The following is a 21,681-nucleotide window of genomic DNA, read 5'->3' on the forward strand; positions in this document are numbered from 1 at the left end:
CTCCCCCCAAGAAATCTGTAATATTCGGGCGGCCCTCCCAGACCAGCCCGCCATCTTGTTTTACCTGGGTGTGAAACCCGGTGTGATGTCCGCGGTTGAGATCATGATCGACTTGGTTTCGAGGAACTCATGCAGGGACTCGATGCCCGACTCGCGTCCCAGACCGGAGCGTTTGCGACCGCCCAAGGGCACCATGAAGCTGTAGGTGCGGTAGGTGTTGCCCCAGACCATGCCCGTTTCGATCGCCTTGCACATGCGGATCATCCGGCCGATGTCCTTGGTCCAGACCCCAGCCGCGAGGCCGAAACTGATGTCATTGGCAATTCGGATTGCTTCAGCTTCATCTTCGAACCCGATGATCGACAGGATCGGGCCGAAGACTTCCTCCTGGGCAATGCGCATGTTGTTGCGCACATCAGTAAAGATCGTCGGCTCGACGAATTGACCGCCCAGCAGATCGGGGCCTTGGGCCGGCTTGCCGCCCAGAAGCAGCAGCGCGCCGTCCTGGTGGGCCACATCGATGTATTGGATGACCTTGTCATATTGCGGCTTGTTCGAGATTGGACCCATCTGGGTCTGCGGGTCCATCGGATCGCCCATCTTGATCGTGCGGGCAATGTCCAGAAGCTTTTGCGTAACCTGCTCTTTCACCGAATTCTGCACCAGAAGCCGCGAGCCCGCCGTGCACATCTGGCCCGTCGCCCCAAAGATGCCGGCGATCGCGCCATGCGCGGCCGTATCCAGATTTGCGTCTTCAAAGATGATATTGGGAGACTTGCCGCCCAGTTCCATCGCGACCCGCTTCATGCCGCGCGCCGCCTGTTCATAGATCCGCGCGCCAGTAGCGTCAGAGCCGGTAAAGGTGATCATCGCCACATCAGGATGCCCGACCAAAGCCGCACCCACCTCGGCGCCAAAGCCGGTGACGACGTTCAGCACGCCCGGGGGCAGCCCAGCCTCTTCGGCGATGCGGACGAATTCCAGCGAGCTGACAGATGAGAACTCCGAAGGTTTCAGCACCACCGCACATCCCGCCGCCAAAGCCGGAGCGCATTTCAGGGCGAAGAAATGCAAAGGCGAGTTCCAGGCCGTGATCGCCGTGACCACGCCCACCGGCTCGCGGAAGGTCATGGCCAGCATGTCGGGCTTTTCAACCGGCATGACCGTGCCTTCGATCTTGTCGGCCAGCCCGGCATAATAGGTCCAGATGTCGGCCTTGAAGTTCAATCCGGCCCTGATGTCTCCCAGAAGCTTGCCATTGTCGCGCACCTCGATCTCCGCCAGGCGGTCCATCTGGCTTATGGCTGCATCACCGATCCGCCGCAGGATCTTACCGCGCGCCGTGGCCGACATGCTGGCCCAGGGGCCCGAAGTCATTGCTGCCTTGGCCGCAACCACCGCCTTGTCCGCATCCGCCGCAGTACCGCGCGCCACCCGCGCCCAAACCGTGCCGCGATAGGGGTCAAACGTCTCGATCCAGTCACCGCTCGCGGCAGCCACTTCCGAACCGTTGATCCAATGTCCATAATCCTTCGTCGTCATCAGCCCTCCTCGCCAGTTCGTGAGGCCAGGACACCCAATATCAGACATACCGAAACCGGTTCCGCATGTTGCGGAATGACGGCCTGCTGCAGATCCCCGAAGGATCTGGTCAAGATATTTAGCATCTGGTCCTCCCAACGTAGGCCGCATCCGGCACCGACCAGACGCACGCCTGTGCACCCGCTTGTGTCGTTTTCGTTACGGCAGCCTGTTCGCTAATAAATAGACTATTGATTAATAAAAGAGTCCGCAAACGCACAGTCACGGTCCGTCCTGAGGGATAGAGCTTCGATTTATATCCCTGTCGAAAATCGCTTGCCGATGTGGTCCGAGGCCGATCAGGGACAAATCTCTGGAACCCAGCCGCGCGTGCCGCGTCGGCTTTGCCCGTACAAGCCCCTTGCGACAGGTCAAGCCCTGAGCGACTGTGAGCTCGATCGGCTTTTGACCCCGGGGGTACCCTGTTTCGGAGAGAGGAATGGCGTCGAAGACTCCGACACTTGATGCCCGCAAGCTGGTCTATTTCGCCACGATCATCGAGCATGGCAGCTTCAAAAGCGCGGCAAAGGTGCTGAAGCTTTCGCAGCCTGCCCTGTCGACCTCGATGGTGCGGCTGGAGACGGAACTGGGCCAGCAACTGCTGGAGCGCGGCCCGAAAGGCGCCATTCCGACAGAGATGGGCACGGTGCTTTACTCTCATGCTCGGCTGATCCGGGACGAGATCAATCAAACGCTGCGTGCCATGGCCCTGCACCGGGCCCCCGAAGCCGGTCCCTTGCGGATTGGCAGCTTGCCCAGTCTTGCAAGCTCTGTCCTGCCCGCCGCCCTTGGCCGTTGGCGCGAAGCGCATCAGGACCGTGGGATCGAAGTGGCCGAGAATGCCCAGATCGACTTGCTTCTGGGTCTTTTGCGCCGTGAGTTCGATTTCGTCTTTGGCTTCACTGAATGCTATGATTTGGAAGAGGGTCTTCGGCAACGCGTGTTGTTCCGCGACCGGCTTTGTGTGATTGCCCGGCCTGATCACCCGTTGTCACATCAGGCGGGGATCGACTGGAACGCCATCGCAGCCTACCCGTGGATATATCCGACCGCCCGTCGCCCCCATACCGTTCTGGAGGCCGCCTTGAGGGCCGCCCAAGTTGCGGCGCCAACGCAAGTCACCGTCTGCGGCTCGGTTGCCATCATGAAATCGTTGGTGGCGGGCAGCGATCATCTGGCCATGTTGCCCGCCCACGCCGTGCGCATGGAACAGGCCGAGGGCAAGCTGATCAGCCTGCCCATCGAGGATGCCCAGCTGGATCGCAACATCGCCGTCTTCTTCCGCGAGGGCTACAAGGTCGACGAAATCAGCCGACATCTGGTGGACGCGGTAGAGGCAGCCGGTCTGGAGTTTTGTCGAAGGGATCGCCTGGTCTGAGTCCGCCATGCTGGCCGGAATCGTCGGCTTTGCGCGCGCAGAGGCCGACCCGTCATGGATTTGCCGATGCAAGATGACCTCCGGCGCCCAAGATTTTTGCATCAGGCGCAAGGCAGCTTTGCACGGCGCTCGTCCGATTTTGGCACCCGGGCGGTGAGGTCAGGGTATTACATTCTCTAATAGCGGCTGGCAAAGCGGATTGGTTTTGCCGTGCCTCCGGATGGCGTGCGGCTAGAATGGCATGCTGCGACGCAGGTGATTGATGGGCTGACGGTGCAAGATCCATCCGCAAGACCGAGCCCGCGCGTCTGGCAATGAAAGGCCTGAAATGGAAATCTACGACTATATCATCGTTGGTGCTGGTTCTGCTGGGTGCCCGGTCGCGCGGGCCTTGTCAGAGGACCCCAAGATCAAAGTCTTGCTGCTGGAGGCCGGGCCCCATGCCAACCGATTCTGGATCAACACGCCTGCCGGCATGGCCAAACTCTATTTCCACAAGACCCTCAACTGGAACTATCACACCGAGCCAATGCCTGCGCTGAAGGGGCGCCAGATGTACTGGCCGCGCGGCAAGACTCTGGGTGGGTCCAGCGCCATCAACGGTATGGTCTTCATCCGAGGTCATCAGGGCGATTTTGACGATTGGCGTGATCTGGGCAATCCGGGCTGGGGCTATGACGACGTGCTGCCCTACTTCAAGTCGATGGAAAACTTTGAGCGTGGCGGCGACGCCTGGCGCGGGGATGCGGGGCCTCTGGGGGTCAGCGATCCGGTGGTGAAATCCCAAAGCAGCTACGATTTCATCGAAGCGGCCGCCAGCCTCGGCAGTCTGCGGCTCGCGGATATGAATGGCGCCCGGCATGATGGGGTGGGCTTCATGCAGCACACCATCAAGAACGGCCGGCGGCAGTCGGCCTATGTCGCCTTCATCAAGCCGGTCTTGAACCGGCCAAACCTGACCGTCATGACCGGTGCCCATGTGCAGCGCGTGCTTTTCGAGGGCCGCGTCGCCACCGGCGTCGAGGTCCTGCGTCAGGGCGGGCTGGAGAAGATCCTGGCCGCGCGCGAAGTGATCCTGTCTGGTGGGGCGATCAACACGCCGCAGCTTTTGATGGTCTCGGGCGTCGGACCGGGGGCCGAGTTGCAACGGCATGGCATCGCCATGGTTCACGAAAGCCCCGGGGTGGGTCAAAATCTGCAAGACCATTTTTACATCCACACCGGTTGGCGCGCGACTGCCGACAGCTCTTATAACGCAAATATCGCCGGGCTGCGGAAGTATTGGGAAGGCTTCAAATATCTGATGACCCATCGCGGCTATCTGGCGCTGGGTTCGTCTCAGGTTGCGGCCTTTGTGAAAAGCAGCCCCGACGAGGAGCGCGCCGACCTGCAAATCAGCTTTCGTCCGATGACCTTCGAATACTTTCCGAATGGCACCGTTGCCGTGGAAAAACAGCCGGGCATGGGGGTTTCGGTCTACCAGCTGCGGCCGCGGACCATGGGCTCGGTGACGCTGCGGTCGGCGAATATAGCCGACAAGGCGGTCAGCGCACCGCATTTCCTGACCGACTCCTACGACATCGGCGCCATGATAAGCGGCATCAAGCAAATCCGCCAGATCATGTCGACCAAGCCGATTGCCGCCCGCGTGGTGGCCGAAGAGGTGCCGGGGCCCAGGGTGAAAACGGACGACGACATCCTGCGCTTCATGATCGAAACCGGAAACTCGGCCCACCATCAGGGCGGCACGGCCAAGATGGGCAAGGATGCGATGGCTGTAGTGGATGAACGGCTGCGCGTGCGCGGGGTAGAAAGGTTGCGGGTGGTGGACGCTTCGGTGATGCCGCGCCTGACCTCGGGGAACACCAACGCACCGACCATCATGATTGGCGTCAAGGGCGGCGACATGATCCGGCGGGACGCCCTGCCGCGCCGTGCCCTGCCGGTCTGACCCATGGCGCGGATCTTCGTCACCGGGTCATCTGCGGGTCTGGGTCTATTGTCGAGCAAATACCTGCTGGCGCGCGGCCATCAGGTCGTGCTCCACGCCCGCAGCGCCGCCCGCGCCGCTGACATCCGCCAAGCAGAGCCGAAGGTAGCCGACATTGTCATCGGCGATCTTGAAACCCTTGCAGGCATGCATCAGGTTGCCGAAGGCGCCAATGCCTGCGGACCATTCGATGCTGTCATCCACAACGCCGGCGTGGGCGAGCAGGGGGCGGCACGTCTGACCTGCGATGGGCTGCCTTTGGTCTTTGCAGTGAACGCGCTGGCACCTTACGTGCTGACAGCGCGGATCACGCGGCCCGCGCGGCTGGTCTATCTCAGCTCAAGCATGCATTTCGCCCCAGACGCGATGGAGATGGACAAACTCTGGAAAGATGGCCCTTCGCTCCTGAGCTGCGACTATTCCCAGTCAAAGTTCCTAGTCACTCTCCTGGCTTTTGCTGTGGCGCGCTGGTGGCCAAACGTCCATGCAAACGCCGTGGATCCCGGTTGGGTGCCAACAAGGATGGGTGGCGTCTCGGCGCCCGATGATCTGCAGCTGGGCTGCGAGACGCAAAGCTGGCTTGCCGAAGGCGGTTCCACGGCGACTGGGGAATACTTTCACCATCGCCGCATGGCTCGACCCGATCCCGCAACGCAGAACCCCATGTTACAAAGGCAGTTTCTGGCGCTATGTGAGCGGATCTCTGAAACGCCCCTCTGCGCCGCGTAAACGCTCGGCAAAGGCAGGAACACTCATTCCGCCAACAGCCGACCTCAGATGCGTTGGTAAACCACCCGCCAGATTTCCTTGGGGGTTGGCGGGGTTCAGACCCAGTTGCTTGTCTGACAGCTCGCAGGCGCGCTCCAGCTTCTGGCCGATCAGGTCAAGCACCAGTGAGGATTCAACGGTCAAGCGGAAAGTCCTCTTGGTCTCGTCAATCACGATGGTGCCATAGGTCGCCTCGCAACCATTGACAGTATAGAGTGTCTGCGCTGCATTTGCATTCGGGTTCATCACTTGCACCGACATGGTGCCTGCGGCAGTGAAGACGATCTGACTCTCTTGGGAAACTGGCACCAGTTTGCGCGATCTTTTACGTGCGATCCTACCTTGGAAGAGGAGACATGTGGGGGGCCAGGAGGCGTACAGCGCTTCCCGGCCGCATGAAGTTCAATCGCAATCAGACCATCAGAAGGGTCTTGATCGCGCGGCGCTCGTCCATGGCGCGGTAGCCTTCGGCCACGTCGGCCAGAGCAATTTGCTGATCAAAGACTTTGCCCGGGTTGATCTTCCGGCTGAGAACCAGATCCAGCAGATGGGGCATGAAACGGCGTACCGGGGCGGGACCGCCCATCATCCCGGTTTGCGAGAAGAACAGCGTTTGCCCGTCAAATTCCACCCCATGCGGCACGCCGACATAGCCGATCATCGAACCGGGGCGCGCCACCTGAATGGCCTGAGTCATGGATTCCTGGGTGCCCACGCATTCCAGTACCGCGTCCGCTCCGATGCGCTTGGTCAGTTCCTTGATGCGGGCCACGCCCGCGTCGCCCCGCTCGGAAACAATGTCCGTGGCGCCATATTCCAACGCCAGATCTTGACGGGTCTTGTGCCGGCTCATCGCGATGATACGCGCCGCCCCCATCTGTTTGGCCGCCAGCACGCCCATCAAGCCAACCGCTCCGTCTCCGACGACGACCACGGTTGACCCCGGCTGAACCCGGGCCGCGTCGGCGGCGTACCAACCGGTGCCCAGCACGTCGGACACGGCCAGAAGGCTGGGGATCAGATCCTCGGACGGCAGTTCGGCGGTGGCGACCAGCGTACCATCGGCCAAAGGCACGCGGGCATAAGAGGCCTGCGCGCCCGACATGAACTCACGCTGCTCGCAAGAGGATTGGAAGCCGTGCTTGCAATGCGGGCAGGTGTTGTCCGAAATGCAGAAAGAGCCAACGACGAATTGACCCGGCTTCACAGTGCGGACAGCGCTGCCTACCTCCACGACGACACCGCAGTATTCGTGCCCCATGTTCATGGGGCCTTCCATAGCTTGCAGGCCGCGATAGGGCCAAAGATCGGAACCGCAAATGCAGGTTGCAGACAGCTTGATTATGGCGTCGGTCGGTTTCAGGATTTTAGGCTCGGCGATCTGTTCATAACGAACATCGCCCGGGCCGTGCAGAACGGTTGCATACATGGTTGTACTCCTTTTCGATTTCCAAATCTCGAGTTCAGGCGCCCTTGTCAGCGGCTGTCACCCTTTCCTTCCAGACGGGCATCGCGCCGAATGTCCTTGGCTTGTCCGCTTGATGCGGCGAATGACGAGACGCGGAGCGGGAGGCTGCCGCGCGTCATCAGGGGCGCGAAGGCAAAGCGGATCTCTGGGTCACGGTCATTGCTCGGCTCCGGTAAAATCAGCCGCTGTTGCGGCCGCCGCGAGGGCAGCGCCGATCAAGACCACCACGCCAACCGCGATGGAAGCCTGCCATCCCGCGATGTCCAGAACCAGACCGCCGACGAGCGCCCCACAGGCGATGGCCAATTGAATGGCCGCGACTTGCAGCCCTCCGCCGGCCTCTGCCGCGCCCGGCAAGGCATGCGACAACCACATGCCCCAGCCGATGTTGGCGGCAGAGCTCAGAAAACCCCAGGTGATAAACAGGCCAATGACGGCCGGCTGGGAGGTCCCCAGAAAGACAAGGCCCAATCCCACCACGGACAGCAGGGCTGGCAGCAGGATCAGCGGTCGGAACAGGCTTTTGCGCAGCTCAAGCCCGCCCCACCACGACCCGACAACGCCGAACAGCCCCATGGCCAACAAGACGCTGGACATCGCAGGCACCGAGAACCCTGCGGTCGTTTCCAATAGGGGACGGATATAGGTAAAGATCACGAATTGCCCCATGAACAGCAGCAGAGCCGCAGTCGTGGCAAGGGCCACCTGACGGTTCCGCAGCAGGCGCAGCGAACTGACTTTGATGCCCTTTCTGTTCGGTGGCAGTTTCGGCAGGCTGATCCAAAGCCATCCGAGGGAGAGACCCGCGACAGGCACTGTCAGCAAGAACGTGCCGCGCCAACCGAGGATATCGCCCAGACTACTGGCCAGTGGTGCAGAGACGGTGGTGGACACCGCCACCGCGCTGCCAATCAAGGCCAACCCGCGCGACACCTCACGCTGCGGCAGCAAGCGCATCGTGACGGCAGTCGAGAACGACCAGAAACCGCCCACTGATATGCCAAGAAGGACCCGCCCCAGCATGAGCACCGGAAAGTTCGTGGCCGTGGCCACGATCAGGTTGGACAAGAGCAAGCTGACAGCAAAGCCCAGCATGACCGTCTTGCGATCCACCGCCCTCGTCAGCCGGGAAGCCGACAGGCTGGTCAGAATGGCAAAGATACCTGAGACAGAGATGATCTGCCCCGCGCGTCCTTCACTGACGGCAAAGTCGTGCGCGATGGGGCTGAGGAGGCTGACGGGCAAAAACTCGCACCCTACGATGACTGCGGCGCTGAAGGCCACCGCATAGACGGCGCTCCACGTTACGGTCGTGGCGTCAAGGCTTTGCTGATCTGTTGCGTGCATGTTGGTCCCATGGTTGAAAATGCGAGCGCACCCCTCCTTGATGCAGGACACACATAACATCGACCGGTCTAGCGGATTAGCCCATGTAATTTGCTTGATCTTATCGGTTTTGGGCATAAATAGAGTGAAAGGAGGCCCGATGCCCAAACCCGACTTCGATGATTTCCTGTGGTTCCTTGCGCTGGCCCGCGAGAAAAGCTTCACGCGTGCGGCCGCCAAGCTTGGCGTGGCTCAATCGACACTGAGCCATACGATCAAACGGCTGGAGACGCGCATGGGCCTTCGTCTGGTCGCCCGCACCACGCGCAGCATGGCCCTGACCCCTGAAGGTGCAAGGCTGGCCGAAGCGCTGGCCCCGCGCATCGAGGCGATTGATGCCGATATTGCCGCCTTGATGGCTGCCAAGGACACGCCTTCCGGCAGTTTGCGCATCACATTGTCCGATCATGCCCTGACCACGGTCGTCTGGCCGAAACTGCGCGCGGTTTTGAAGCAATATCCGGACATCAAGATCGAACTGAACGCCGACAACTCTCTGCGCAACATCGTCGAAGAGGGCTTTGACGCCGGCATTCGCCTTGGTGAAAGCCTTGAAAAAGATATGGTGGCCTTGCGGGTCAGCCCGGATTGGCGATTGGTTCTGGTGGCCAGCCCCGACTATTTCCAGGAGCGCCCTGCCCCAACCAATCCGCATGAATTGCTGGGACACAACTGCATCAACGTACGCCACTCGACCTCCAGCGGGCTTTCGGTCTGGGAGTTCAGCCGCGACGGTCAAGAATTGCGGGTCCGAGTCGAGGGGCAACTGACCTTCAATTCCTCGCAGCCCGTGCTTGATGCTGCCTTGTCCGGCCATGGCATTGCTTATCTGCCCGAGGATATCGTCAAGGATCACATCGCAGAGGGTCGCTTGGCGCAAATCCTGGATGACTGGTGTCCTTGGTTCCCCGGATATTTCCTGTTCTATCCCAGCCGTCGCCAAAACTCACCGGTCTTTACGGTCATCGCCAACGCCTTGAGGCAACGGTAGCTCGTCGGGGCGCGGCCTTTTGCGCCGCGAGTGAAAGTCCTTTACGGCGCGCTGCCTATCGGGGTCGGTTACCTCCCCTTATAATGTCCGTTGATAAGGGTGGAGGTTCGGACTGACAGCGTCGCTAGGCGCGTCTGCCCGCATGTGGCAATGCACAATCCAGACCACACGATAACGCCATATGATGGCACAAAGCCTTCGACCGAAGGAAAGGGAAACAAATGGCTCAACTTGTGGGGAAGAACGTCCTGATCACCGGGGCCCTCGGCTCGATCGGGCGGGCGCTGGTCGCGCGCTATGCCGAGGAAGGCGCGACCGTCATCGCGATGGACCGGCCCGACATGCCCGGCGCACAAGAAACGTTGGATGCCATCGCCAAGGGTATCCGCTATGTCGGCTGCGATCTGGGCAATCTGGTCGAGCTTGAGACCACAGCCACCGCTTTGGCCGAGGAGGTCGGCGGCATCGACGTTCTGGTCAACAACGCCGCTTTGGTGATCTTCAAGCAGCATGACGAATTCACCCTGCAGGAATATGAAGACCAGATCCGGGTGAACTCCACCGCGGTCTTCCTGCTGTCGCGCATCTGCGCCAAGCACATGAAGGCCAAGAAGTACGGCAAGATCGTCAACATCACCTCGCTCACCCTGACCGGGCGTTGGGCAGGCTATGTGCCCTATATCGCCTCAAAAGGTGCGATGTATGGCCTGATCAAGGGCATGGCGCGCGAGTTGGGCGAATGGCTGATCAACGTCAACGGCATCTCGCCCGGTGCGGTGGTCTCGGAGGCCGAGTTCCGCGACCGTGGCGACAAACGCGAAGAATACCATCAATGGGTTCTGACCAACCAAAGCATGAAGCGCCGGATCGAGACGGTGGACATCGCCAATCTGGCGGTTTTTCTTTCGACCTCGCAATCAGACATGATCACCGGCCAGAACATTCAGGTTGATGGCGGCATGTAAGCCTACCGGGCGCGTGCAAGGCCCGCGCCCGACATACGACCCCGGCAGGGGCAAGGGGGGGAAATGCGAGAACATAAAGCCCAAAGGCTGATTGACGATTTCCGGTTTCTGGAAGCCCCTAAATGGCATGGTGACAAGCTGTGGGTTTCGGACGTGTTCGACCACAAGGTCTATCGCCTTGGACTGGATGGCTCGCGAGAGGTGGTCTGCGAGGTGCCGCATCGCCCCTCTGGCCTTGGATTTCTGCCGGATGGCACTCCGATCGTGGTGTCCTCCAAGAACCGGCGCCTGTGCAAGATCATTGGATCGGAACTTGTCCTTTATGCGGACCTTTCCAGCCATGCCGCCTGCGATGTGAATGATTTCACGGTCGACGCGGAGGGGCGGATCTACGTCGGAAACTTTGGCTATGACTATGACGCCGGAGAGCCACGCAAGACCTCCTGCATTCACCGCGTGGACCCGGATGGCACGATCAGCACAGCCGCAAGCGAAGTCGATTTCCCCAATGGCATGGCGATCCTCGATCAAGGCCGAACCCTGGTGGTGGCCGAGACTTGGGAAGGCAACCTCATCGCCTTTGACCGCAGCGCTGATGGCGCGCTGAGCAACAGGCGCGTCTTTGCCGATCTGGGAGATCGGTTTCCCGACGGTATCTGTGCCGATGCCGAAGGTGCGGTCTGGGTGGCGTGTTTCAACACGGGCGAGTTTCTGCGTGTGCTGGATGGCGGCGAAATCACCGACCGCATCGTCTTTGACGGGCGCGGGGTGTCTTGCGCCATCGGCGGCCCCGATGGCCACACCCTGTTCTGCACGGTGTTTTGTGGCCCGGTCGAAGATATTGCGCCGGGAAAACGAAAGGCGGCGGTGTTCACGCTGACCGTCGATGTCGGCGCAGCCAGCGCGGTGATTTGATCGCCGAACGCAAAGATTGTTGCCATTCTGTGATGATACCCGCCGGGCCATGTTTCGGGTTAGGCAGGGGACGAACGAGGGAGGTTCGGGATGCTGCTGAGTTTTGCCGATGCGCGCCAACTGGCGATTGATGTGCTGAAAAGCCACGGGATGCCGCTGGATCATGCCGGTATTGTTGCCGACCATCTGGTGGATGCTGCCGGTGCGGGCCATGCCTTTGCGGGGCTGCCCCGGGTCATGGCACTGGTGCAGCATTTGACTGACCACCCTGCGGGGAATCCGATCACCGTCACCGAAAAAAGCGCCAATTCCGCCGTGGTTGAAGGGGGTGGCAACAATGGCTACGTCACCTCGCTCATCGGGATCGACAAGGCGATTGAACTGGCGCGCAAGTCTGGGGTCGGTGTCGTGGGCATCCGCGACACCTGGTTCAGCGGGCGGTTGGCCTATTATGTGGAACGCGCGGCGCGGGCCGGCTTCATCGCCTTGCACACCGCCAGCACCCAGGCCCGGGTCGCGCCGGCCGGTGGCATTGATCGGATCTTCGGCACCAATCCGGTGGCATTCGCCTTTCCCTGTGACCCCGAACCGCTGGTCATCGACTTTGGCACCGGCATGACGACCTGGGGCAATGTGCTTTTGCGGCAAAAGCTGGGCCAGCCGCTTGACCCGGATTCGGCGGTCGATGCCGAGGGCAACCCCACCACCGACCCGACGGCTGCGCTGACCGGGGCCTTTCTGCCCTGGGGTGGCCATCGCGGCTACGGGCTCGCGCTCGTCGTTCAGGTTCTGGCCATCATGGCGGGTGGCAAGATGGTGGCCGAAGAAGTCACCGACAGTGGCTTCTTCTTCCTTGTGATCGACCCGAGCCTTCTGGGGGCCGCGGCCGATTTCCGGCAAGAGGTGAGCAAGTTGGTTACCCACATTGAAGGCTCGCGGCCTGCGCCCGGAACGGCCGCAGTCCGGGTGCCGGGCCGAAGCTCTTTGGCCAAACGTGCCAAATCCCAGGCACTTGGCATGATCGAGGTTGACCAGGCGGTCTATGACACACTGGTTGCGCTACGGAACGGCCCGACTGCCGTCAGAAATTGAGGGACAGGACATGAGACTCAAGGACAAGGTTGCCATCATCACCGGCGGCGCCTCCGGCATCGGCAAGGCTGCAGCGGACAGGTTCGGGCAGGAAGGCGCAATCCTGGTGATTGCCGACATGAACCCCGCCAATATCGAACGCGCCTTAGCCGATCTGACCGCCAAAGGTTACCGCGCCATCGGCCAGGTTTGCGACGTTTCGGACCGCGAACAGACCCAGGTCATGGCGGCTGAAGTTGTGCGTCAGCTGGGACGGATAGACATTCTGGTGAACAATGCCGGCATCTCGCGGTACAGGCCCTTTGCCGAGGCGACCAGCGAGGATTGGAATGCCGTTCTGAATGTCGACCTGAAGGGTGTGTTCTTTTGCGCCCAATCGGTGGCACCGCAGATGCGCGCGCAAAAATACGGCCGGATCGTGAACATTTCCTCCGCCCTCGGCACCGGCGCCGCGCCGCATGGTACGGCGGGTTCGCCCGGTGGCAGTTCGGCCTATGCGGCAGCCAAGGCCGGCGTCAACATGCTGACCAAAACGCTGGCCCGCGAATTGGGCCCAGATGGTATTACCGTGAATTGCGTGGCGCCTGGCACCTTCCTGACGGGAATTTCGTCGTCCACCCGCACGCCGGAGCAGGTGCAAGAGCATCTGGATTACCGCAAGAAAACCGTCGTGCTGGGACGTATCGGGACGCTGGAAGAACTGGCCAACACCATCCTGTTCTTTGCCTCCGACGAATCCAGCTATGTGACCGGTCACACGCTGCATGTCGACGGCGGCCGTTCGGACCGCATGTAAGCGCAGCCCCCCTCAACAAAGGACACACCAATGCTCTACTCTGTTTACTGCGAGGACGCTGACAACACGCATGAGTTGCGCGCCACGCACTTGGCCGAACATCGCGCCTATCTGGAATCCTGGGGCGACAAGATCTTCTTTTCGGGCCCGCTGCAATCGGATGACGCCGCCATCGCACATGGCAGCCTTTTCGTGATGAACGTGGCCGACCGAGCCGAAGCCGAACGCTACATCTACAACGAGACGTTTTACAAAGCCGGTATCTTCAAGCGTGTCACGATCTACCGCATGCGCAAGGGCCGCTACAATCCGAGCCTGATGGAAGGGCATTGACGCCGCAAGCGTCGGGTAATCGACAAGGACCTGCTATGACGAAGATCGGATATCTTGGCCTTGGGGCCATGGGCGGGGCCTTGTCGTCCCATCTGACCAAGGGGCACAACCTGGTGGTGCTTGACCGCAATCCGGCCGCCGTAGCCGCTTTGGTCGCCCAAGGGGCCAGCGCGGCTGCAAGTGCGGCTGACCTTGCCCGGAAGTGTGATATCATAATCCTGTGCCTGCCCCGCACCTCGGATGTCCGGGATGCGTTGTTCGCGCCGGGGGGTCTGGTCGAAGGGCTGTCACCCGGCAAGCTGATCATCGACCAAACCAGCGGCAACCCCGGCCAGACGGCCGCGATTGCCGCCGATCTGGGAACCAGAGGTGTCCTGATGCTGGACGCGCCGGTCAGCGGCGGGATTCCGGCGGCGCAGGCAGGCAAGGTCACGATCATCGCCTCTGGCCCGGATGCGGCATGGACGCGGGCAGAGCCGGTTCTGAACGCGATGAGCGACAAGGTCTTTCGCTGCAGTCCGCGGGTCGGCGATGGTCAGGCCCTGAAACTGGTCAACAATGCCATCGGGGCGGGCTACCGCATGGCCACGCTGGAACTGGTGGCATTGGGGCGCAAGGCAGGTCTGGGGCTGGCGACCCTTGTAGCCGCGCTGAACGCCGGGCCGGGCGCAAATTTCACCAGCCGGAACATGCTGGTCGGGCTGGTCGAGGGGCGCTCGACGACAAACTTTGCCCTGTCCTTGATGGTCAAGGACCTGAACGAGGCGCTTGCCCTCGGCGCTGCGACCGGCTCTGCCATGCCCATGACGGCTGGCGCGCGCAGCCTGATGCAGATGGGGCTGCACCTGCTGGGACAGAATGCCAAGCTGGATGACGTGATCCCTCTGACAGAAAGACTGTCCGGAGCCACGCTGGTCGGCGAGGAGACTGCCCCCGATGCCACCCTTCTGCCGCAGATCGAGCTTGCGGTGGTCGTGTGCAATCTGATCGCGGTGGCCGAGTGTGTCAGCATGGGCCTGCGCTTTGGCCTACCGCGGACCGAGATGGCGCGGATCCTGAATGTCGGATCGGCATGGAGCGCCGTATCAGCCGAGATTTTGCCTGCCATGGCGCAGGTCCGTGCGGCAGCCCTGCCCTGGACCTTGCAGGAAGCGGAAGCTGCCCTTGCAGCACTGACCTTGCAGGCAGCTACCTTGGGGATTCCCTTGTCCATGCCGCAAACAGCATTGGCTTTCGTGCAGGACACAAGGACGCGCCTTGGCGCCGACGCATCTCTTGGACAGTTGACCTTCGGTTACGATCAGGTGTGACGACCCGGCCCCAGATGTCTGGGGCCGGACCTGGTCTTATTCTGACCCAGGGTAAAGCGCGTCCCCATAGGCCGCACGCACGTCTGCGAGCAATTTGCCCGTCGGCGGCGCATAGGTCAGCCGCTTGCTGGTGAACACACCCGTCAAAGCGCGCATCTGGACCGCCATCTCCCCCGTCTTGACCAAGGCCGTGATGCCATTCAACACCGGCGCGCCGTCAACCTCGGCAAGACCCGCCTGAATAAGCACCGCCATAAGACTGCCTCCGGCGGGGATCAGCACCTCGGCCCCCTTGTCCAGTGCCACGCGCGCCGTGGCGATGAACTGGGTGACGATCGTTTGCCGCACTTCAGGGTCTGACAAGGCGATGTCGAAGACACCCGGACGTTCGACCGTCATCATCTCGACCGAGACCATCCGGCCTTCCAGACCTTGTAGCCGGATTCCATCCACGATGCGGCGGTTGAACTTGGGGTTCACGTTGATCAGCGAAAAGCTTGGCCCCATCAGACAGGCCATCTGCACGGCGCTTTCTGCCAGACCCAGAACCGGGATGTTCAAAAGTTCGCGCATCTCATGCAGGCCCGGCTGAAAGAAGTTGCCGATGACGATGGCGTCATAGCCTTCGCGTTCGGCGCGCAGGCCGTTTTCAATCACTTCGCTGGTGTCCAGAAACTCCAGATAGCGGTATTGGTCAGCCACGGCCCGGTGCGGGCTAAGGCCAAAGATGTCGATCGTGGTGCCGGGCGCTGCGGCATCAGCAATCACATTTTGCAAAAGCTTGCCGTAATGCCCCGATTTGGAACCGCGCGACATGCCGAGTGTCTGGTAATAGAGCCGCATCTACAGTCTCCAATGACATGAGTGATGCTGTGTCATCCGCCCAAGACCACCCCAGGTCAAGCGCCTGGGCCAGCGCGCTTGGGTGATCCGGTGGGACGGGGGCGAATGCCTGGGGGTATTTATGTTCAACCAATTGAATTTATTACACCAAATTTAATATAAACATACTTTTCCGGCCTGCGCAAAGCACCTGCCCCGAAATGGCAAAGGTGGTGCGCACGGCGGGCGTGGAACCTCCATCTTTGCAACCTGCGCCAAATAGCTTCCCTTCCCGCCGCGTATCTCAGCGCCGCCGATCCCCGTACCCTCTTCCGGCGCGACGCATACGGGAGGACGATGTGTTATGAATGAAATCAGTGTCGGGGCATGCAGCGATGCCCAACTGGTTGTGCAATGGCTGTCAGCCTTTGAGGCAGCCCTCAAGGCAGGTTCAGAGTCGTTATTGCGCCGCGTGCTGTGGACCGAGGTTCACTGGCGCGACCTGATGGCCTTTACCTGGACCATCACACCGCATGACAGCCTGGACGATACGGTGCACGGCCTTCTGGCCGCTCAACCGACCATTCAGGCCACGAACTTCAAATTCGCCGAACATCGGACGGCGCCCCGTCGTGTCCGGCGCCACGGGGTCGACTCGATCGAGGCGTTTTTCTCCTTCGAAACCGCCTTTGCCCGCTGTAGCGGGATCGTGCGCCTGGTGGCCGATCAGCCCGAAAAAGCCTGGGTTCTGGCGACCACGCTGGACGAGTTGAAAGGCCATGAAGAGCCGATCAACATGAACCGCCCTGCAGGTTCGGCCTATTCGCGCAACTTTGGCGGCGACAACTGGACCGACATCCGAGCCAAGAAATCTGCCTTCACCGACCGCGAGCCTGCCGTGCTGATCGTGGGGGCTGGGCAAGCTGGCCTGGCGATTGCGGCACGGCTGGGGCTGCTGGGTGTTGACACGCTGCTGATTGATCAACGGGCCCGCGTGGGCGACATCTGGCGCGAACGCTACCACTCTCTGGCGCTGCACAATCAGGTCAAGCTGAACCACCTTCCCTATTTGCCCTGGCCGCCCAACTGGCCGAAATACCTGCCCAAAGACATGATCGCGGGCTGGCTGGAGACTTACGCCTGGGCCATGGAATGCAATGTGTGGAACAGCACGGAATTCCTTGGCGCCGATTTTGACGAGGCCAAGGGCACATGGACGGTGCGGATGCGCCGTGCGGATGGCACCGAAAGCACCGTGCACCCGCGCCACCTGATCCTGGCCAATGGCATCGCAGGTCGCCCCGTCACGCCAAAGCTGCCGGGTCTTGATACCTTCAAGGGCACGGTCATCCATACGCATGATTACCGCGAAGGGGCCAAGTGGAAGGGCAAGAAGGTTCTGGTCGTGGGGGCCGGCACCAGCGGTCACGACGTAGCGCAGGATCTGCATGGCCACGGCGCGAAGGTGACGATGATCCAGCGCGGCTCGGTCACAGTGTCAAGCATCAAAGCCGCGGGTATCGTTCACTCGGTCTACTATGAAGAGGATATCCCGCTCGAAGACTGCGATGGCATCGCCGTCGCAAGCAGCTATCCCCTGCTGGTGAAGGGCTATCAAGCCGCAGTGGAAAAAGCCAAAGTCATCGACAAGGACCTTCTGGAGGGTCTGAACAAGGTCGGCTTCAAGCTGGACTTTGGCGAGGATGAAACCGGCCACCAGATGAAATTCCGGCGGCGCCATGGCGGCTATTATCTGAACTGCGGCTGTTCGGAACTGATCGCCGCAGGCGAAGTGGGCCTTTTGCAACACGAAGAAACCGACCGCTACGTCGAGAATGGCCTGTTGTTGCGGGATGGCACCATTGCAGAGGCTGATCTGATCGTGACGGCGACCGGCTACCAAAGTCAGGAGTCGGTGGTGCGTGAAATGCTGGGGGACAAGATCGCAGACAAGGTTGGTCCGATCTGGGGCATCGCCCCTAACGGTGAGATCGCGAACATGTTCGTGGCCACACCGCAGCAGGGCCTGTGGTTCACTGGCGGCGGCTTCGCGCATTGCCGCATCTACTCGCATTACATCGCCATGGGCATCAAGGTGCGCGAACTCGGGCTCGTCGCCTAAGACCACGGTTTGACCGGGCGGAGGCTTTCTGCCGCCCGGTTGGTTTTCATTCCAGAGCGGGGCTCGAACCAGCGGATGTTGAATTTCTCGGGCAAAGTTGCCCTCGTGACCGGCGCGGGGTCGGTTGGCGAAGGCTGGGGCAATGGCAAGGCAACGGCCGTGCTGTTGGCGCGGCAGGGCGCAATGGTGTGCGGTGCTGATCTGAGCGCCGAGTCCCTGGCCGCCACGACCCGGATCATGCAGGCCGAAGGCCTGGGCGACCGCTGGCTGCCGCTAACCTGCAACATGCTGGTCAGCGCAGATTTTGCCGCCGTGGTCGGCGCTTGTGTGGAGCGGTTCGGGCGCATCGACATTCTGGTCAACAACGTGGGCGGCAGCGCCCCCGGTGACCCGGTTTCGATGCCCGAAGAGGTCTGGCAACAACAGCTTGACCTGAACCTGACCTCTGCCTTTCTGGGCTGCAAACATGTGCTGCCGGTGATGGAGCAGCAGTTCGCCGCCGATGGAAAAGGCGGGGTGATCATCAACATCGGCAGCGTCGGTGCGATGACCTTCCAGCTGGGCGGCCGGGTCAGCGCGGCCTATGCGGCCTCAAAGGCAGGGCTGGTCGCCTTTGGCCGGTCCACCGCGATTGCCTATGTCCGCAAGGGCATCCGGGTGAACACGGTGATCCCGGGGTCGATGCACACGCCACTTGTCGAACACCGTCTGGTCAAGCAACTTGGCGAGGATGACGCGGCAAAGCTGATCGCCAACCGGCACGCCGCTGTCCCCATGGGCCGCATGGGCGACGCCTGGGACGTGGCCAATGCCGTGGCCTTTCTTGCCAGCGACGAGGCGGGCTATATCACGGCCACCCAGCTTGTCGTCGATGGCGGCATGACCGCCGCGCGCACCGCATGACCCAACGCAGGACCCAGACATGAACCGCCCCGTCATCATAAGCTGTGCCGTCACCGGATCGGGCGATACCACGGGCGCAAGCCCGTTTGTCCCCGTGACCCCGAAACAGATCGCCGACGATGCGCTGGCGGCCCATGCGGCCGGGGCGGCAGTCGTGCATATTCATGTCCGCAATCCCGAAACCGGGGCCCCCAGCCGCGAGATCACGCTTTACCGTGAAGTGGTCGACCGCATCCGCGCCGCCGACACAGACGTGATCCTGAACCTGACCACCGGCATCGGCGGGCGCTTTTCGCCCGATGCGAACGACCCCAACCGGAACGCCTCGGCAGGCATGGCCTTGCCGGAAGACCGCATGAACCATGTGCTGGAACTGCGCCCCGAGATTTGCAGCCTTGACGTGGCCACGATGAACTTCGGCAAACATGCCTTCGTCAACACGCCCGACCACATCACGCGCATCGCCGAAGCGGTCCGGGCGGCCGGTGTCAAACCCGAGCTGGAGGTCTTCGATCTGGGTCACATCGCCCTGGCCAAACATCTTTACGCCAAGGGTCTGTTTGCCGATCCGCCCTATTTTCAACTCTGCCTCGGGGTGCCCTGGGGCGCCCCTGCCACGCCGGAATCGATGCAGGTCATGAAAGCCATGCTGCCACCCGGCGCAAACTGGAGCGCGTTTGGCGTGGGCGCGCAGCATTTCCCGGCGGTCGCCATGTCCGTGGTGAACGGCGGCCATGTGCGGGTTGGTCTGGAGGACAGCCTTTATATGTCCAAGGGCGTGCTAGCCGAAAGCAACGCGCCGATGGTGGCCCGCGCCGCCCGCATCATCCAGGAGATTGGCGCCTGGGTCGCCTCCCCCGCCGAGGCGCGCGTTATTCTGGGATTGGCCTGACCATGCCACGCCTCGACATGCCCAGCCCGGAAGACCTGACGCCCGAACAAGCCGAAGTGGTGGCTGAAGTCGTCTCCGGCAAGCGCGGCAAGGTCCCTGCCCCGATGATCGCCTGGCTGCGCAACCCCGAACTGGCCCGCCGTGGGCAGCGGCTTGGGGAATTGCTACGCTTTGACACAACCCTGGACCCAGCCCTCAGCGAGTTGGCCATCATCATATGCGGCCGGCACTGGACCTCGCATCACGAATGGACCGCCCACAAGCGCATGGCGCTGGAGGCCGGGCTGGACCCGGTCACGATTGCCGACATCGCGTCCCGCAAGCCCGCCCCCCATTTGCGCAACCCGCGCGAAGTGGCGGTGTTCAAGGTCGCAACCTGCCTTCTGGCACAGGGCAAGATCGGCCAAGACCTTTACCGACAGGGCACCGATGCTTTGGGAGAGACGGGCATGGTCGAACTTGTAGCGATCCTGGGCTACTATTGCATGGTGGCCCTGACCCTCAACGCCTTCGAAATTGGCCTTCCCGATAGCTTTGCGCCTGAACTGGTTCAGGGCGGGGCATGAGCCAGAGGTTCGTCCAACCGGCGATCCGCCCGGACTGGCTTGCCCTTCATGACGAGCCGGTCATCGACCCCGGCTTGCCGATCATTGACGCACATCACCATATGTTCGACCGCCCCGGCAACCGCTACCTCGGCGCGGACTATGTCGGCGACATTGCGACGGGGCACCGGGTTGTGGCCACCGTTCTCGTGCAGGCGCGTGGTTTTTACAGGACAGCCGGAGCGGAGCTGCTTCTTCCAGTAGGCGAAACGGATTACGCCGTACAGACCGCCCTGGAAAACGGCCACGGCCTCTGTTCAGCAATCGTCGGCCACGCCGATCTGACCTTGGGCAACGCAGTCCGCCCCCTCCTCGACGCGCATATCGCTGCGGGTCAGGGACGCTTTCGCGGTATTCGCCACATTCTGGCCTGGGATGCGGATGCCCGGTTGCTCAATCCAGCTTATCCCACCACCGAAGACATGATGGCGCAGCCCGCCTTCCTCGCCGGCTTTGCGGAACTGGCAAAACTGCGCCTCAGCTTTGACGCTTGGCTGCATTTTCATCAGATTCCCCGACTGGTTGGCTTGGCGCGCAGATTTCCCGAGGTCCCGATCGTGCTCAACCACTGCGGCGGGGTCCTGGGGATCGGGGCCTACGCGGAACAGCGCGACACGGTCTATCGCGAGTGGCGGCGCACCCTGAGCGAGCTTGCAAAATGTCCAAACGTCAGCGTCAAGATCGGCGGGCTGGGCATGGCGCTGTCAGGATTTGGCTTTGATGCGGGCGATAGACCGCCGTCCTCCGTTGACTTGGCCAAGGCCTGGCAACCCTGGGTGCACAGTTGTATCGACCTTTTTGGCCCGGACCGCGCGATGTTCGAAAGCAATTTCCCGGTGGACAAGGCCAGCTACAGCTACCTTGTCGGATGGAATGCTTTCAAGCGCCTGATCGCCGGGGCAGGCCCCGCTGAGGTTGCGGCCCTGATGTCCGAAACAGCCGCTCGCTTCTACCGGATTAAACTGGACGAAGCCCGGTCCCCTGCCAAACACATGTAAAACCCGAAGAAAGTCCCCGCGATGACCGACCTTTCCCTGACGCCCTATCCGCGCATTGGTCTTTTGATTGATGGGGCGTGGATTTACGACCGGCCTGTGCTGGCCAATGTCGAGAACCCCTCGACGGAGGCCATTCTGGGCACCGTGCCGCGGGCGAGTGCGGCGGATCTGGAGGCGGCTTTGCAGTCTTCGGCGCGCGGGTTTGAGGTCTGGCGCAAGACGCTGCCCTCGGCGCGCGCGGCTTTGATGCGCCGGGCGGCGGCCTTGGTGCGTGAACGGGCCGAGGCGATCGCGCCGATCTTCGTGCTGGAATCCGGCCGGACCCTGACCGAGGTGCGCAACGAGATCGAACGCTCGGCCACCTTC

Annotated in this window: 21 protein-coding genes; 16 read left to right on the forward strand and 5 right to left on the reverse strand. The window is 61.7% G+C overall.

Annotated features, from left to right (window positions below; all coding sequences use genetic code 11):
* Nucleotides 1-60: 60 nt before the first annotated feature.
* Nucleotides 61-1,542: an aldehyde dehydrogenase gene (locus tag AC1DZT_RS20810; protein WP_478008566.1), complete on the reverse strand. Its 1,482-nt coding sequence runs from the start codon at nt 1,540-1,542 to the stop codon at nt 61-63.
* Between the two features lie 478 nt (nt 1,543-2,020).
* Between AC1DZT_RS20810 and AC1DZT_RS20815 the strand changes: the two genes are divergently transcribed.
* From AC1DZT_RS20815 to AC1DZT_RS20825, 3 genes are all read left to right on the forward strand, one after another.
* Nucleotides 2,021-2,959, forward strand: coding sequence for a LysR family transcriptional regulator (locus tag AC1DZT_RS20815; RefSeq protein ID WP_478008567.1), 939 nt, complete (start codon nt 2,021-2,023; stop codon nt 2,957-2,959).
* A 328-nt stretch (nt 2,960-3,287) separates the two neighbouring features.
* Complete coding sequence (locus AC1DZT_RS20820) at nt 3,288-4,910, forward strand: GMC family oxidoreductase (RefSeq protein ID WP_478008568.1); 1,623 nt, start codon at nt 3,288-3,290, stop codon at nt 4,908-4,910.
* 3 nt (nt 4,911-4,913) lie between these two features.
* Nucleotides 4,914-5,678 carry an SDR family NAD(P)-dependent oxidoreductase gene (locus tag AC1DZT_RS20825; RefSeq protein WP_478008569.1) on the forward strand — a complete coding sequence of 255 codons (765 nt, stop codon included), beginning with the start codon at nt 4,914-4,916 and terminating at the stop codon, nt 5,676-5,678.
* Here AC1DZT_RS20825 and AC1DZT_RS20830 read toward each other — a convergent pair.
* The 3 genes from AC1DZT_RS20830 to AC1DZT_RS20840 all read right to left on the reverse strand — a co-directional run bounded on the left by AC1DZT_RS20830 (nt 5,637) and on the right by AC1DZT_RS20840 (nt 8,532).
* Entirely contained in the window at nt 5,637-5,978 is a 342-nt protein-coding gene (locus AC1DZT_RS20830) for a hypothetical protein (RefSeq protein ID WP_478008570.1), read from the reverse strand. The genes AC1DZT_RS20825 and AC1DZT_RS20830 overlap by 42 nt on opposite strands.
* A gap of 151 nt (nt 5,979-6,129) precedes the next feature.
* Entirely contained in the window at nt 6,130-7,146 is a 1,017-nt protein-coding gene (locus tag AC1DZT_RS20835; RefSeq protein ID WP_478008571.1) for a zinc-dependent alcohol dehydrogenase family protein, read from the reverse strand.
* 195 nt (nt 7,147-7,341) lie between these two features.
* Nucleotides 7,342-8,532: an MFS transporter gene (locus AC1DZT_RS20840; RefSeq protein WP_478008572.1), complete on the reverse strand. Its 1,191-nt coding sequence runs from the start codon at nt 8,530-8,532 to the stop codon at nt 7,342-7,344.
* Between the two features lie 139 nt (nt 8,533-8,671).
* Here AC1DZT_RS20840 and AC1DZT_RS20845 point away from each other — a divergent pair, with 139 nt between their 5' ends.
* The 7 genes from AC1DZT_RS20845 to AC1DZT_RS20875 all read left to right on the forward strand — a co-directional run bounded on the left by AC1DZT_RS20845 (nt 8,672) and on the right by AC1DZT_RS20875 (nt 14,973).
* On the forward strand, nt 8,672-9,562 hold the full coding sequence (locus AC1DZT_RS20845) for a LysR family transcriptional regulator (RefSeq protein ID WP_478008573.1): 891 nt from the start codon (nt 8,672-8,674) through the stop codon (nt 9,560-9,562).
* Between the two features lie 221 nt (nt 9,563-9,783).
* Nucleotides 9,784-10,527, forward strand: a complete 744-nt coding sequence (locus AC1DZT_RS20850) for an SDR family oxidoreductase (RefSeq protein ID WP_478008574.1) — start codon at nt 9,784-9,786, stop codon at nt 10,525-10,527.
* Between the two features lie 63 nt (nt 10,528-10,590).
* The gene (locus AC1DZT_RS20855) at nt 10,591-11,442 is read left to right on the forward strand and encodes an SMP-30/gluconolactonase/LRE family protein (protein ID WP_478008575.1); all 852 of its coding nucleotides are present in this window, start codon (nt 10,591-10,593) and stop codon (nt 11,440-11,442) included.
* A gap of 90 nt (nt 11,443-11,532) precedes the next feature.
* A complete protein-coding gene (locus AC1DZT_RS20860; protein ID WP_478008576.1) occupies nt 11,533-12,534 on the forward strand; it encodes an Ldh family oxidoreductase in 1,002 nt (333 codons plus the stop codon).
* Nucleotides 12,485-13,330 (forward strand): SDR family NAD(P)-dependent oxidoreductase, encoded by an 846-nt coding sequence (locus tag AC1DZT_RS20865; RefSeq protein WP_478008577.1) that lies wholly within the window; start codon nt 12,485-12,487, stop codon nt 13,328-13,330. The genes AC1DZT_RS20860 and AC1DZT_RS20865 overlap by 50 nt, the downstream gene beginning before the upstream one ends.
* A 30-nt stretch (nt 13,331-13,360) precedes the next feature.
* Nucleotides 13,361-13,663 carry a YciI family protein gene (locus AC1DZT_RS20870; protein WP_478008578.1) on the forward strand — a complete coding sequence of 101 codons (303 nt, stop codon included), beginning with the start codon at nt 13,361-13,363 and terminating at the stop codon, nt 13,661-13,663.
* Between the two features lie 35 nt (nt 13,664-13,698).
* Entirely contained in the window at nt 13,699-14,973 is a 1,275-nt protein-coding gene (locus AC1DZT_RS20875) for an NAD(P)-binding domain-containing protein (protein ID WP_478008579.1), read from the forward strand.
* 36 nt (nt 14,974-15,009) lie between these two features.
* Here the strand turns inward: AC1DZT_RS20875 and AC1DZT_RS20880 are convergent, their stop codons facing one another.
* Nucleotides 15,010-15,816 carry an aspartate/glutamate racemase family protein gene (locus AC1DZT_RS20880; protein WP_478008580.1) on the reverse strand — a complete coding sequence of 269 codons (807 nt, stop codon included), beginning with the start codon at nt 15,814-15,816 and terminating at the stop codon, nt 15,010-15,012.
* A 451-nt stretch (nt 15,817-16,267) separates the two neighbouring features.
* On the opposite strand from AC1DZT_RS20880, the gene AC1DZT_RS20885 reads away from it, so the two are divergent.
* The 6 genes from AC1DZT_RS20885 to AC1DZT_RS20910 all read left to right on the forward strand — a co-directional run.
* Nucleotides 16,268-17,917, forward strand: coding sequence for a flavin-containing monooxygenase (locus AC1DZT_RS20885; protein ID WP_478008587.1), 1,650 nt, complete (start codon nt 16,268-16,270; stop codon nt 17,915-17,917).
* Nucleotides 17,918-17,992: 75 nt separating this feature from the next.
* Complete coding sequence (locus AC1DZT_RS20890; RefSeq protein WP_478008581.1) at nt 17,993-18,820, forward strand: SDR family NAD(P)-dependent oxidoreductase; 828 nt, start codon at nt 17,993-17,995, stop codon at nt 18,818-18,820.
* 19 nt (nt 18,821-18,839) lie between these two features.
* Nucleotides 18,840-19,712: a beta-keto acid cleavage family enzyme gene (locus AC1DZT_RS20895; RefSeq protein ID WP_478008582.1), complete on the forward strand. Its 873-nt coding sequence runs from the start codon at nt 18,840-18,842 to the stop codon at nt 19,710-19,712.
* A gap of 2 nt (nt 19,713-19,714) precedes the next feature.
* Nucleotides 19,715-20,278 (forward strand): carboxymuconolactone decarboxylase family protein, encoded by a 564-nt coding sequence (locus AC1DZT_RS20900; RefSeq protein WP_478008583.1) that lies wholly within the window; start codon nt 19,715-19,717, stop codon nt 20,276-20,278.
* Nucleotides 20,275-21,315 carry an amidohydrolase family protein gene (locus AC1DZT_RS20905; RefSeq protein ID WP_478008584.1) on the forward strand — a complete coding sequence of 347 codons (1,041 nt, stop codon included), beginning with the start codon at nt 20,275-20,277 and terminating at the stop codon, nt 21,313-21,315. Before AC1DZT_RS20900 ends, AC1DZT_RS20905 begins: the two co-directional genes overlap by 4 nt.
* 21 nt (nt 21,316-21,336) lie before the next feature.
* Nucleotides 21,337-21,681, forward strand: a 345-nt coding sequence (locus AC1DZT_RS20910) for an aldehyde dehydrogenase family protein (protein ID WP_478008585.1), incomplete at its 3' end; no start/stop codon positions are given.

Source organism: Rhodobacter sp. P1_C2 (genome assembly GCF_056406375.1).